We start from the raw sequence: 13,172 nt of genomic DNA on the forward strand, positions 1-13,172 counted from the left end.
CTCTCCGAACGTGTGGGACGCGCGGAGAGAGGGAACGGGCCGGGTGATTTGCCGGCGGAGGACGGGGGTTCGTCCGCAGGGCGCCCTGGGCCCGAGGCGATGCAATCAATTCAATCGAATGGAAATATCAGCGCACGCCGACGCGATTGACCGGGCCGCCGCGATTCATCGGCGTTCCCGCGCGCACGCCGACCCCGGGGGCGCCGACGCCGGGCGTTGCGACCGCGGCTCTTGCGACCGGCGCTCCCGGCGCGACCACCACGGCCGCCGTCGGCCGCACCACGCAGCCCTTGGGCACGCCGACCGTCTTGCAATAGACCACCGCCTGCGCCGGGCTCGTGCCCAGCGACACCATCGCCGCGCCGGCCAGCGCCATGACCGTCAGCCCCGCACTCAGCGCTCCAGCTCTCTTCGACATCCTTTGCTCTCCTGCTTCCCGTTCGGCGTCCCGATGCAATCACCGGGTTTCGCAGCCGAGGTGCAGCCTGAATGACAAAATACGGCGCGCGGATACATGCCATGAAGATGGGGGTTGCCGCGGCCGGGACACCGGGCCGACGCCATGAACATGGCATGGACCCACGCACGACCTTCGCGAGATGGTCCGGCCCGATTGATCCCGGTCGGGACCAACGTCGATTCCAAAGAGGTGCTTTATGAAGATTTCAGCTGTTGCCGCGCTGCTGCTCGCCGCTTCCGCCCTGCCCGCTGCTGCACAATCCGGTCCATCGGTCCAGGAGCAAATGGCCTGCCGTGGCGATGCCAGCAAATTCTGCGCTGAGCATATCGGCAAGCCCCCTCAGATGAATGCCTGCCTGCGCGAGAACAAGTCGAAACTCTCGGACAGCTGCCGCAAGGTCGTCGAATCACGCGGCGGCTGATCTGCCAACGCTCTCGCGAAGAAGAGAGGAGCGGCGTGCTGCCGCCCTCTCAACACCCGGCGCCGCTACTCCTGCATCATCTCGCCGCTGCCGCCGAACTCGGCCGGAAAATCCTTCAGCTTGGGCAGGCCGTCGCGCATCGGCAGCACGGTCTCGGCATAGTTGACGTGAACGCCGGGCGCGAAGGCGAGCGTCGGGATGGTTGCGGTGAAGACGTCGACCAGTCCGAGCGGCGGATGGTTGGTCATGAGATGGCCGCCGCACTTCTTGCAATATTGGCGCTGGCTGAGCGGCGTCTTGGCAAACGTCTCGACATTCTGGGCGCCTTCGGTGACGCGCACGGCCTCGGGCTTCCACAGGCTGAAGGCGTTGACCGGACCGCCCGACCAGGAGCGGCAGGAGCGGCAATGGCAATAGCCCATCGCCTCCGGTGCGCCCGTGACCTCGATCGTGACCGCGCCACAGAAGCAATTTCCGACATGTTTCATTTGGTCGTCTCCGTTTGATGAAGAGGAAGAAATCCTCTCCCCGCTCCTCGTCCACAATATGTCGGGACCGATGGGAATGCGGGGAGAGGTGTCGGGGTGAAGGGGGACATCACCCCGGGGACGTTGAGGGGACGGGTATGTGAGATGCTCGCATACCTCAGCCGGCGCGGCCAAGCGTCCTCCGTTCGGCGGACGCGCGGTGCCGCACCGAGGCTAGAGTGACCGACGCCAGGGAATAAGCATCGACACCCGTTGTTTGTACTGCCGGTACTCGTCGCCGAAGAGAGCGACGAGGTCGTGCTCCTCCAGCGCGATGCCGACGAAGATGTAGAGCGTGGTGACGACCGCAAACAGCAGATGCCCCGCGGTCATGGTCGGCGCCGCCCAGAACGCAATGATGAAACCGAGATAGATCGGATGGCGGACGAAATTGTAGAGCAGCGGCGTCCTGAAGCGCGGCGGCGTCATCTCCTTGCCGACCAGATGGTTGGTCACCTGATGCAATCCGAACAATTCGAAATGATTGATCAGGTAGGTGCTGGTGAACACCAGGATCCACCCAGCGAAGGACAGCGTGACCAACGTCACGGCGAGATCCGGGTTCTCGACATTCCATACGATCGCAGGCAGCGGGCGCCACTGCCAGAACAGGAGCAGCAATGACAGGCTCGCGAACAGCACATAGGTCGAGCGCTCGACCGGCTTGGGGACGAATTGCGTCCACCACGCCTTGAACTGCTTGCGTGCCATCACGCTGTGCTGAAGGGCGAACAGCGACATCAGGAGGAGATTGACGATGACGGCTTCGGCCGTCGGCGTGTCGGTTCCGGTATCGATGGTCTTGGGCACCACCATCCCCATGACGAAGCCGATGGCGTAGAGAATGGTGACGAAAAACACGAGATATGCCGCAATTCCGTACAGAAAGGCGATGAACTTGAAAATGCGTGAGCCCGCAACCTCCGGGCTGATGGAATGAACCTGGTGATCAAGTTGGGTCATAGAACGCTCCGTTGTGCCGAGGCATCGACACTGTTTGGTCTTCGCACCATGCCGGATCGGACGTCCCCAGACTTTCGCGACCGGTTGATTTTCGCCTGAGACGACTTTGATTTTTGCTTGAGACGACAGAAACGTGCGATTTCGCTTTGAAAACAACGTGCTCGACGGCGACCTGCGGGAACTGACCTGCGGCGGGGCAGCCGTGCCGTTGCAGCCGCAGGTGTTCGATCTCTTGCTCTATCTCGTCGCGCAACGCGCGCGTGTGGTCAGTAAGGATGACCTGATCAGCCAGATCTGGAGCGACCGGATCATCTCGGATTCGGCGCTGAACAGCCGGATCAACGCAGCGCGCAAGGCGCTCGGCGACGACGGCGCGACGCAGCGGCTGATCAAGACCATTCCGCGCAAGGGCTTTCGTTTCGTCGGCGAGGTCCGGGAAGATGTGGCAGCGTCGATCGTGCCGGCCGAAGCCAGGCCCGCGCCGTCGCGCGTGGGGGACCGCCCGGCGATCGCGGTGCTCGCCTTCGAGAACATGAGCGGCGATCCCGCTCAGGACTATTTCGGCGACGGGATCAGCGAGGACATCCTCACGGCGCTGTCGAAGCAGCGCTGGTTCATGGTGATCGCCCGCAACTCGTCCTTCACCTACAAGGGGCGCGCAGTCCACCTCAGGCAGATCGCGGAGGAGCTCGGCGTCCGCTACGTCGTCGAAGGCAGCGTGCGCAAGGCGGGCAATCGGGTGCGCATCACCGCGCAGCTCAACGATGCCACGTCAGGCAGCCATCTATGGGCCGAGCGCTACGACCGCGAGCTGGTCGACGTCTTCGCCGTCCAGGACGAGATCACCAACGCGATCGCCGCGGCGATCGAACCGCAGATTCACGCGGCCGAAAGTTTTCGCGCCCAACGCAAGGGACCTGCGAGCCTGGACGCATGGGATCTGCTGATGCGGGCGCTGTCGCATTATTGGCGCGTGACCCGGCACGATCACGAGACCGCACGGACGCTGCTCGAACGCGCGATCGGGATCGATCCGAATTACGGTCAGGCGCTGTCGGTGCTGGCGGCGAATTACATGTTGGGCGTGCACCTCGGCTGGGCCGAGCTCGCCACCGTGGTGCCGGTGGCGGAGGCCGCCGCGCTGGCCGCGGTGCGCTGCGACCATGAGGATGCCTGGGCGCATGTCGCCCTCGGCAGCGTCTGCTTCTCGACACGCAGGCTCGGGGACGCGCTGTCCGAGTTCGAGCAGGCGCTCGCGCTCAATCCGAACTTCTCGCTGGCGCAGGGTTATTACGCGCTGGCGCTGTCCTATGCCGGACGTCCCAAGGATTCGTTCGAGGCCGCGCAACGGGCGATCCGGCTGTCACCGCGCGATCCGTCGCTGGCGATCTATCACGGCATCGCCGGCTATGCGCGCTTCACCGAACGCCGTTATGACGAGGCCATCGCACTGGCGCGCGAGGCGATCCGCCATCGCGGCGATCTCACCGGCGCCTACCGCGTGCTCGCGGTCTCCGCCGGCATGACCGGTGACGGAACGCTTGCGGAGACGGCGCTGGGCGAGCTCCGCCGCACCCAGCCCGACATCTCGCTGCACTGGATCGCGACGCAACTGCCGTGGGCCAATGACGGGGATCGCGAGCACTATCTGGAAGGATTTCGGCGCGCGGGACTGCGCTAGGCGGCTGCTCTTACCCCGGCGCTACGCGCGCTTGCGGCGCAAATGGACGATGACGTCGAGCCGCGCGATCTCGTGGCCGGGAAGCGCCTCGGGGATCCTGGTGAAGGCGAGGCCTTCGGCAACGTCGACCAGCACATCCTCGCCCTCGAGATAGAAGTGCGGATGCACCGATGTGTCGGTGTCGAAGAACGACTTGATGCCGTCGGCGGCGATCCGGCGCAAGAGGCCCGCCTCGGTGAACTGGTTCAGCGTGTTGTAGACGGTCGCGAGCGACAGATAGGCGTTCGCCGCCATTGCCTCTTCGAACAGGCTCTCTGCGGTGACATGACGATGACCGCGCAGGAACAGCAACTGGCCGAGCGCCAGGCGCTGGCGCGTCGGGCGCAGACCGGCATCGCTGAGCAATTGCAGACAGTGCTGCACCCCTGCATCGGGCGGCAACTCGAGGCCGGCGACATCAGGATCGCTATCGTCATGCGCAGGGAAATTCGTGGCCTGGATGTCCATCGATCGTCTCACGGCTCAGGGGGAGCAGGACGCACAGTGCCGGGTCCTGCCAGTTGCTATTCGATCGCAAAAGCGGCGGCCTGGCTTTGATCCGGATCAAATCCGGAGCGGGGCCGCCTCTGACCTATCGCAAGGCGGTCCGGTTTATTCCTGGCCGGTTTGGCGGCGGGCGCTCGGCGCATCATGACCGCCTGACGCTTTTGGTCGCAGGCGCAGGCTTGTGCAACGCCTTCGTAGACTCTCGACAGGAGTAAGGCCGCTTGATCACCCGGAGCGGGCCGATCCGCCGCGCGCGAAGGTATGCGGAAAACAGGACGCGCTGTACATTTTTTGTGCGAGCACTGTCGCGACTTTCATCTTGCGGCGCCGAACGGGACTGTGTGAGCCTCGATATCGGATGGGGACTGGGATGGAGCGGCCGTAGTTTCGCGCGCCATGGCGTGCGAGGCGTTGACGGCTGGTCTCGCTTGAGAAAGATACGACATGCCGAAACGAGTGTTGCTTGGTCTCCTCCTGGCGTGCGGCCTCACGGCCCCGACACTGGCGCAAGAGCCGAAGACCGGAGGTGTGATCAATGCGGTGATCCAGCCCGAGCCGCCCGGCCTGATGCTGGCGATGGTCCAGAACGGCCCCGTGCAGATGGTCTCGGGCAACATCTTCGAGGGCCTGCTGCGCTACAGCCCGAAGCTCGAACCGCAGCCGGAGCTCGCCGAGAGCTGGAGCGTCAGCGAGGACGCCAAGACCTACACGTTCAAGCTCCGGAAGGGCGTCACCTGGCATGACGGCAAGCCCTTCACCGCCGCGGACGTCTTGTTCTCGATCGAGATGCTGAAGCAGACCCACGCGCGCGCCCGCAACAACCTCGCGCAGGTCGACAAGGTCGAGGCGCCCGATGATTACACTGTCGTGTTCACGCTGAAGCAGCCGTTCGGTCCGTTCCTCGGCATCTTCGAGGTCGGCTCGATGCCGATGGTGCCGAAGCATCTCTATGAAGGCACCGACTGGAAGACCAATCCCTACAACAACGCCCCCGTCGGCACCGGCCCCTTCATGTTCAGGGAATGGCAAAAGGGCTCATTCATCCGCCTGGTCAAGAACCCGAACTATCACGAGAAGGGCAAACCCTATCTCGACGAGATCTACTGGCAGATCATTCCCGACGCCGCGGCGCGCTCGGTGGCGTATGAGACCGGCAAGGTCGACGTGCTGCCCGGTGGCTCGGTGGAGAATTTCGACGTGCCGCGGCTGTCCAAGCTGAAGGACACCTGCGTCACCGGCGCCGGCTGGGAGTTCTTCTCGCCGCTGGCCTGGCTGTGGCTGAACAACCGCCAGGGTCCGCTCGCGGACAAGCGGGTGCGGCAGGCGGTCATGTATGCGATCGATCGCGACTTCGCCAAGGACGTGATCTGGAACGGGCTCGGCAAGGTCGCGACCGGCCCGTCCGCCTCGACCATCAAGTATTACACCGACGACGTGAAAAAATATCCGTACGATCCGGCCAAGGCCAAGGCCCTCTTGAAGGAGGCCGGCTACAAGGGCGAGAAGATCCGGCTGTTGCCGCTCGCTTATGGCGAGACCTGGCAGCGCTGGGGGGAAGCGGTGAAGCAGAACCTCCAGGACGTCGGCATCAACATCGAGACCATTGCCACCGACGTCGCCGGCGGCAACCAGAAGATCGGCGACTGGGACTACGACATCGCCTTCACCTATCTCTACCAGTACGGCGATCCCGCGCTCGGCGTCGGCCGCAACTACGTCTCCAGCGCCATCGCCAAGGGCCAGATGTTCAACAACGTCGAGGGCTATTCCAACCCCGAGATCGACAAGCTGTTCGCCGACGGCGCGGTCGCGACCCCCGACTCCAAGCGCAAGGAGATCTACGAGAAGGCGCAGAAGATCCTGGTCGAGGACGTGCCGGTGGCCTGGATGCTCGAGCTGCAGTTCCCGACCATCACCCGTTGCAAGGTCAAGAACCTGATCACAACGGGAATCGGGGTCAATGACGGCTTCAAGGACGCATGGCTCGACAAGTGACGGGCGCTTCGCGTCTGATCTCTCGTGCTGTAGCTTTCGCCGAATGATTGCCGTCCGAGCCACCGAAAAGGTGCACCTCTCCCGCTTGCGGGGGAGGTCGACGCGCGTCGGGCGATGCGAAGCATCGTCCCAAGCGCGGCGGGTGAGGGCTCTCTCCACTCGGGGACCTTCTCTGCGGAAACACCCCCACCCCTACCCTCCCCCGCAAGCGGGAGAGGGAGCGCACCGTCGCTGCGGCGACACTCTCGTCAAACAAGCGTCGCTCTAAGTATGCTCTCCTTTATCGCTCAGCGTGTCCTGAAGGGCGTGATCGTCCTGCTTGCGATCGTCGTCCTCAATTTCTTCCTGATCCGGCTTGCGCCCGGCGACCCCGCGGTGGTGATGGCGGGCGAGGCCGGGGCCAGTGATCAGATCTTCGTCAATCAGCTCAGGGAGAAATTCGGGCTCGACAAGCCGTTGCCGGAACAACTCTTCCTCTATGTCAAAGGCGTTGTCACCCTCGACCTCGGCTTCTCCTTCCGCCAGCAGGCACCGGTCGCAAAGCTGATCGGCGAACGGCTGCCGGCGACGCTGCTGTTGACGCTGACCGCATTCGCGATCTCGCTCGCGCTCGGCATCCTGTTCGGCACCTTCGCCGCGCGCTTTGCCGGGACCTTCCTCGACACCGCCATCACCGTGTTCGCACTGATCTTCTACGCCATGCCGATCTTCTGGGTGGCGTTGATGGGCATCCTGCTGTTCTCGGTCACCATGGATTGGTTGCCGAGTTTTGGTTACGAGACGGTCGGCGCCAATCTGACCGGCTTCGCCCACGCGGTGGACGTCGCAAAACACCTGATCATGCCGGCGATGACGCTCGGCCTGTTCTTCATGGCGACCTATACCCGCATGACGCGCGCCTCGATGCTGGAGGTGAAGCGGCTCGATTTCGTCAAGACCGCGCGCGCCAAGGGCCTCTCCGACGCCGTGATCCAGCGCCGCCACGTGCTGCGCAACGCGCTGCTGCCCGTCGTGACGCTGGCCGGCGTGCATTCGGGAACGCTGATCGGCGGCGCCGTCATCACCGAGACCGTGTTCGCCTGGCCCGGGATCGGGCGCCTGATGTACGACGCGCTGTTGCAACGGGACTACAATCTGCTGCTCGGCGTCTTCGTGATCTGCTCCGCCATGGTCCTGATCTTCAACCTCATCACCGACCTGGTCTATCGCCTGGTCGACCCGCGCATCGAATTCGCCTCATGAAACAGTTCTGGAAATCGATGCTGCGCAGCCCGAGCGGCGTCATCGGGCTCATCATCCTGGTTCTCGCGATCTCGGTCGCGTTGTTCGGACCGATGCTGTTCCCGAACTCGCCATGGCGCATGGTGCAGCGGCCGTTCCTGCCGCCGTTCACGCTCTCCACCGTGCCGCTCGGCACCGACGCGCTCGGCCGCGACGTGTTCGCCGGCATGATTTTTGGCGCGCGCGTCTCGCTGCTTGTCGGCCTCGTCTCCACGCTGGTCGCGCTGATCGTCGGCGTTCCCATCGGCGCCATGGCCGGCTATTTCGGCGGCAGGGTCGATGACGCCCTGATGCGCTTCACCGAGTTCTTCCAGACCATTCCGAGCTTCGCGCTCGCGATCGTGCTGGTCGCGATCCTGCAGCCCTCGATCTATTCGATCGTGACCTCGATCGCGCTGGTGAGCTGGCCGCCGGTCGCCCGCCTCGTGCGCGGGGAGGTGCTGTCGCTGCGCACGCGGGAATATGTCCAGGCGGCCGTGGTCACCGGCCAAAGCAACACCTGGATCATTATGCGCGAAATCCTGCCGAACGCACTGTCGCCCGTGATCGTGCTGGCCTCGCTGATGGTGGCGACCGCGATCCTCCTGGAATCCTCGCTGTCCTTCCTCGGCCTCGGCGATCCCAATCTGATCTCCTGGGGCTACATGGTCGGCGCCGGCCGCACCGTGATCCGCCAGGCCTGGTGGATCACCGTGTTTCCCGGCGTCGCCATCCTGATCTCCGTGCTCGGGCTCAATTTGATCGGCGAAGGCCTCAACGACGCGCTCAATCCGCGCCTGTCGCGGGAGGGACGCTGACAATGACCGCCCCGCCCGCCGTCTCCATCAAGAACCTGCGAATTGCCCTGCCCAAAGGCGCCGAGCGTCCCTTCGCCGTCGACGGCGTCTCGCTCGATTTCCGGCCCGGCAAGATCGTCTGCATCGTCGGCGAGTCCGGCTCCGGCAAGTCGATGTGCGCGCATGCGCTGATGGGCCTGTTGCCCGATACGGTCTCGGTGGCCGCCGGCGAGATCCAGTTCGAAGGACGCGACCTGCTCAAGCTCGACGACGACGGCTGGCGCGATCTGCGCGGCCGCCGTCTGGCGATGATCTTCCAGGAGCCGATGACCGCACTCAATCCGTTGATGCGGATCGGCGACCAGATGGCGGAGATGTTCGAGGCGCACGGCCTGCTGACGCCGAGGGAGCGGCGCGCGCGAGCGCTCGCTTTGGCACGGGAAGTCGGCCTGCCCGACCCTGAAAGAATCGTGCGTGCCTATCCGCACCAGCTCTCCGGCGGTCAGCGCCAGCGTGCCATGATCGCGATGGCGCTCGCGCTCGAACCAGCCGTTCTGGTCGCGGACGAGCCGACCACCGCGCTCGACGTCACCACCCAGGCGCAGATCCTCAAGCTGATCCGCAACCTCCAGCGCAACCGCAACATGGCGGTGATGTTCATTACCCACGATTTCGGCGTGGTCGCCGACATCGCCGACCAGGTCGTCGTGCTCCGGCACGGCAAGGTCGTCGAGGAAGGTCCAGCCGCGACGATCTTCAACGCGCCGCAGCACGACTACACCAAGGCGCTGCTCGCCGCGGTGCCCTCGATGGACCCGCCGGCGCGCGAGCCGCTCGACGATCAGGCCAGGGCGGTCGAGGTAATCGGGCTCGACAAGACCTATATCACCTCGGGCGGCTGGTTTCGCGAGGACCGCCGCGTCGATGCCGCGCGCGCGGTCAATTTCAACATCCTCAAGGGCGAGACGCTCGGCCTTGTCGGCGAATCCGGCTCCGGCAAATCGTCGGTGGCGCGCCTGGTGATGCGGCTGATCGAGGCCGACCGCGGCACGGTGCGGATCGGTGAGACCGATCTTACTTCTCTTTCCGGCAAGGCGCTGCGTGCCGAGCGCCATCGCATCCAGATGATCTTTCAGGATCCGTTCGCTTCGCTCAATCCGCGCCGCAAGATCGGCCACATCATCGCCGACGGCCCGATCGCGGCCGGCCTTGATGCCAAGGTCGCGTTCGACCGTGCCCGCGACCTCCTCAAGATGGTGGGCCTGGATGCCGGCGCACTCGAGCGCTATCCGCATGAATTCTCTGGCGGCCAGCGCCAGCGCATCGGCATTGCGCGCGCGCTCGCACTCGAGCCCGAGATCATCGTTGCAGATGAGGCCGTCTCCGCACTCGACGTCTCCGTGCAGGCGCAGGTCTTGCGGCTGCTCGAAGACCTCAAGACCCGTCTCGGTCTCTCTATGCTGTTCATCACTCACGACTTACGCGTCGCCGCCCAGATCTGCGACCGCATCGCGGTGATGCAGCGCGGCGCCATCGTCGAGCTGAAGCCGACCGCGCAGCTGTTTGCCGCGCCGGAGCATGCCTATACGCGCGAGCTGCTGGCGGCGGTGCCGGGACGTAAAGAGCGCGCGCCGGCGGCGTGACGATCGATCGCATCGAGTCGCCGAATTCCGGGATTGTTCCAAAAACTTGCACGCGGCCTGAGGTGAAACATATTCGGTCCAGAAGAATTTTCTTGACGAGAATATCCTTGCCGATGAGCGCAAGGAGCAAGTCGACACCAGCATTCGCGCGCGCGGCTCCAGAAAGCCGCGCGACGGATGTGAGCTGGTGAGCGGTCTCTCAACCCGGCGCATCAAAGGCACGGGAGACGTTGGGATTCCGGAGTGCGCTCACGCGCTTTTTACTCATTCGTGATCGGCGACACCGCTTCAAAGCCGAAGACGGCGTCATAGATGACGATGAAATGATAGCCGTCATCTGATGACGGGATTTGCCAACTGATATTCGGAGCCAACATGGGCGAAGTCATTCGATTTGTCTCCAAGTCCGAGCGCGAGCGAGCACGTCTCATCCAGGAGGCGCGCGCCATCTACGACAGTATCTTCCCGCCGACCGACCCGGCCAGCGAAGGCCAGGATAAGGCCGCGATGGGCCGTGCATATATCGGCCGCGACGGGGGTAACCTGTCGTGATCAAGATCATCGCCGTGCTTTGCAGCCTTGCCTCCCCGACCAATTGTCACGAGCAGGTCGTCACCACCTCGGATTTCGCGCAGGTTTCGGTGCAGTCCTGCCTGATGGGCGCGCCGCAGCTCGCCGACTGGATGAACCAGCATCCAGCCGAGCGGCTGGCTGCGTGGCGCTGCGTGATCGGTCAACAGGCCGGCCGGGGCATCTAGCGTCTGACGGCCGCGTTCGATCGGCGCGCCCGCCCGGCCATGACGGTCTCGACTGAAGGGAGCTCTTGGCCGGGGGCCACGGCTCGACCAAAGCAGTGACGACACTCCATTGCCGGGGTAACCTCTCGTTGCGGCCATTGGCAGCAAGGGGGGATCCGCATGGAAGTCGCGAGCCTCGTTCTTCCCGTATTCGCGATCATCGTCACCGGCTGGCTGGCCGGCGAGCTCGGCTATCTCTCCCGCTCGCTCGCCGACGCGCTGGTGCATTTCGCCTACAACGTGGCAATGCCTGCGCTATTGATCGTCACCATCGCGCAGGAGCCTGCGGGCAATCTGCTGGAATGGCGTTTCCTGCTCGCGTTCGGCGGCGGCTCCCTCGTCTGCTTTGCGCTGGTCTTCCTGGTGGTCCGCGCCCGCGGAAAGCATGATCTCGCCAGCAGCACGATTCATGGCATGGCGGCGGCGATGACCAATACCGGCTTCGTGGCGCTGCCGATCCTGCACGCGATCTACGGCCAGCCCGCCGTCCTGCCTGCTGCGGTAGCGACAGTATTCGTCGCGGCCGTGATGTTTCCGATCACGGTCATCCTGCTGGAAAGGGACGCACGCGGATCGTCCGCGCAGTCCGCCGGCCTCGCGAAGCAGATCCTGCTCAATCCGATGGTGCTGTCGACGCTTTGCGGTCTCGTCTGGGCGATTACGGGCCTGCCGATTCCGGCGCCGGTTGCCGCCTACCTCAATATGGTCGCCGCCGCGCTCACGCCCTGCGCACTGTTTGCCATCGGGCTCGGCCTTTCGGTCGAGGGCCTGCGCTCCAACCTGAAGGCATCGTTCGCGCTCGCGCTCGTGAAGCTCGTGATCATGCCGCTGATCGTCTACGGACTTTGTGTGGTCACCGGCCTCAACGCGCTCTACACCGTCGCCGCCGTGATATGCGCCGCCGTGCCCACGGCGAAGACGGTGTACGTGCTGGCGCACGAACACAAGGTCGAGGAGAAACTGGTCGCGGCCACGGTCTCGGTCACGACGATGCTGTCGGTAGCGACATTGCTGGTCGCGCTATACCTTCTCTCGGGTCTGGCGACCGGCACGCGCTAACCCGCACTTATCTCGTGGTGTTGCTCCAGGTGGGCGCCGAGTTGGTCACGCCGACCGAGGGCCAATTGTAAGATCCGACCGACGGTGCCGTGACCGTTCCGACCGTCTGGCCGGACGAGCCGTAGGACGCCCGCGGCTGCACAGCAGTGGGCGCCCCGGCGCCGCCATAGGTTGGGGCCACCACGCCCGTGCTGTAATGTCGGCTCGACCGCGCCTTCTTCGCTTCAGCCGCAAAGGGCGCGGCAAGCAGCCCGGTCGTGATGAGCGCGGCAATGGCGAGTTTGATGCTTGTCATGGCTGATCCCTCGATCGCTGGGGCCCTTGTGCCATGTGTTCATTGATCGCACGATGTCCATAGGCACAAATTCATAACTCCGTGTGCTGGCGAATGTGCCGAAGCAGTGCGTTCGTCACCTCCGCTTCGGACGAATCATGCCCGCCTTCGGATGGACCCGAATCAGCGCTAGTGCATTGCCCTTAGCGACTTCGCGTATTGAGGCGACATGACCGGGCCCGAACTGAAGCAACTCCGCGCCGACCTCTCCGATGTCCTCGAGCGGAAGCTCACGGCGGCCGACATGGCAAAGCTCTGCGGATTGCCGGAGAAAGGCGGCAGTGACACCATCCGGCGCTGGGAGGTGAGCGGCCCGACGCCGGAGGCGACCAAGGTGCTGCGCGTGCTTGCGATGGCGAGCGAGCGCTACCCGATCCTGGAGAAGTTCGACATCTTCGATCGACATGACGTGCGCGAGGAAGACCGGCCCGCGAAGCGCGCGGCGTTCCGCGCGCAGATGCGCGATGAGGCGCGACGGCGTCTCGGTTAACGAAGGACGCCGAGAGGTTACCGAAGGGCTGCGAGGTTAAGCCTTCCTTCACCACTTCTTAAGCCGGCATTAAGCACGAAATTCATTTGCAGCCCAATAAGTTAGGTTGGGTCTCGCTGTGCCATGCATGTGACAGCATTTTCGTCAAAAGCGAGCTATCTGCAAAACCAACGCGGCGCGGAAAGCGCGCCTGCCGGGG

The 13,172-nt window shown here is 64.3% G+C and carries 15 protein-coding genes; 10 read left to right on the forward strand and 5 right to left on the reverse strand.

Annotated elements, in window-relative coordinates; all coding sequences use genetic code 11:
• Window positions 1-127: 127 nt before the first annotated feature.
• Complete coding sequence (locus BM190_RS14710) at window positions 128-418, reverse strand: hypothetical protein (RefSeq protein ID WP_018316308.1); 291 nt, start codon at window positions 416-418, stop codon at window positions 128-130.
• A 238-nt stretch (window positions 419-656) separates the two neighbouring features.
• Here BM190_RS14710 and BM190_RS14715 point away from each other — a divergent pair, with 238 nt between their 5' ends.
• Window positions 657-881, forward strand: coding sequence for a hypothetical protein (locus BM190_RS14715; RefSeq protein ID WP_028139882.1), 225 nt, complete (start codon window positions 657-659; stop codon window positions 879-881).
• Window positions 882-946: 65 nt separating this feature from the next.
• On the opposite strand, the gene BM190_RS14720 is transcribed toward BM190_RS14715, so the two are convergent.
• Window positions 947-1,369 (reverse strand): GFA family protein, encoded by a 423-nt coding sequence (locus tag BM190_RS14720; RefSeq protein WP_018316309.1) that lies wholly within the window; start codon window positions 1,367-1,369, stop codon window positions 947-949.
• 213 nt (window positions 1,370-1,582) lie between these two features.
• Window positions 1,583-2,371 carry a methanethiol S-methyltransferase gene (gene mddA / locus BM190_RS14725; RefSeq protein ID WP_177237077.1) on the reverse strand — a complete coding sequence of 263 codons (789 nt, stop codon included), beginning with the start codon at window positions 2,369-2,371 and terminating at the stop codon, window positions 1,583-1,585.
• Between the two features lie 133 nt (window positions 2,372-2,504).
• Here mddA and BM190_RS14730 point away from each other — a divergent pair, with 133 nt between their 5' ends.
• On the forward strand, window positions 2,505-4,052 hold the full coding sequence (locus tag BM190_RS14730) for a winged helix-turn-helix domain-containing tetratricopeptide repeat protein (RefSeq protein ID WP_092255766.1): 1,548 nt from the start codon (window positions 2,505-2,507) through the stop codon (window positions 4,050-4,052).
• A 21-nt stretch (window positions 4,053-4,073) separates the two neighbouring features.
• On the opposite strand, the gene irr is transcribed toward BM190_RS14730, so the two are convergent.
• Window positions 4,074-4,559 carry a Fur family transcriptional regulator Irr gene (irr, locus tag BM190_RS14735; protein ID WP_092255770.1) on the reverse strand — a complete coding sequence of 162 codons (486 nt, stop codon included), beginning with the start codon at window positions 4,557-4,559 and terminating at the stop codon, window positions 4,074-4,076.
• A gap of 483 nt (window positions 4,560-5,042) precedes the next feature.
• Between irr and BM190_RS14740 the strand changes: the two genes are divergently transcribed.
• The 7 genes from BM190_RS14740 (at window position 5,043) to BM190_RS14765 (ending at window position 12,149) form a co-directional block, all read left to right on the forward strand.
• Window positions 5,043-6,593: an ABC transporter substrate-binding protein gene (locus tag BM190_RS14740; protein ID WP_092255773.1), complete on the forward strand. Its 1,551-nt coding sequence runs from the start codon at window positions 5,043-5,045 to the stop codon at window positions 6,591-6,593.
• Between the two features lie 270 nt (window positions 6,594-6,863).
• On the forward strand, window positions 6,864-7,835 hold the full coding sequence (locus tag BM190_RS14745) for an ABC transporter permease (protein WP_092255776.1): 972 nt from the start codon (window positions 6,864-6,866) through the stop codon (window positions 7,833-7,835).
• Window positions 7,832-8,671: an ABC transporter permease gene (locus BM190_RS14750; protein ID WP_143109043.1), complete on the forward strand. Its 840-nt coding sequence runs from the start codon at window positions 7,832-7,834 to the stop codon at window positions 8,669-8,671. Before BM190_RS14745 ends, BM190_RS14750 begins: the two co-directional genes overlap by 4 nt.
• 2 nt (window positions 8,672-8,673) lie before the next feature.
• A complete protein-coding gene (locus tag BM190_RS14755) occupies window positions 8,674-10,293 on the forward strand; it encodes an ABC transporter ATP-binding protein (RefSeq protein ID WP_177237078.1) in 1,620 nt (539 codons plus the stop codon).
• Between the two features lie 375 nt (window positions 10,294-10,668).
• On the forward strand, window positions 10,669-10,845 hold the full coding sequence (locus BM190_RS40410) for a hypothetical protein (RefSeq protein ID WP_018316319.1): 177 nt from the start codon (window positions 10,669-10,671) through the stop codon (window positions 10,843-10,845).
• On the forward strand, window positions 10,842-11,051 hold the full coding sequence (locus BM190_RS14760) for a hypothetical protein (protein ID WP_018316320.1): 210 nt from the start codon (window positions 10,842-10,844) through the stop codon (window positions 11,049-11,051). Before BM190_RS40410 ends, BM190_RS14760 begins: the two co-directional genes overlap by 4 nt.
• A gap of 159 nt (window positions 11,052-11,210) precedes the next feature.
• Window positions 11,211-12,149, forward strand: a complete 939-nt coding sequence (locus BM190_RS14765; RefSeq protein ID WP_092255782.1) for an AEC family transporter — start codon at window positions 11,211-11,213, stop codon at window positions 12,147-12,149.
• Window positions 12,150-12,156: 7 nt separating this feature from the next.
• Here BM190_RS14765 and BM190_RS14770 read toward each other — a convergent pair whose 3' ends face one another.
• The gene (locus tag BM190_RS14770) at window positions 12,157-12,444 is read right to left on the reverse strand and encodes a hypothetical protein (protein ID WP_177237079.1); all 288 of its coding nucleotides are present in this window, start codon (window positions 12,442-12,444) and stop codon (window positions 12,157-12,159) included.
• A 208-nt stretch (window positions 12,445-12,652) separates the two neighbouring features.
• Between BM190_RS14770 and BM190_RS14775 the strand changes: the two genes are divergently transcribed.
• Entirely contained in the window at window positions 12,653-12,973 is a 321-nt protein-coding gene (locus BM190_RS14775; protein ID WP_092255788.1) for a hypothetical protein, read from the forward strand.
• Window positions 12,974-13,172 lie beyond the last annotated feature (199 nt).

The sequence above is a fragment of the Bradyrhizobium sp. Rc3b genome (assembly GCF_900114915.1).
GTDB lineage: Bacteria > Pseudomonadota > Alphaproteobacteria > Rhizobiales > Xanthobacteraceae > Bradyrhizobium.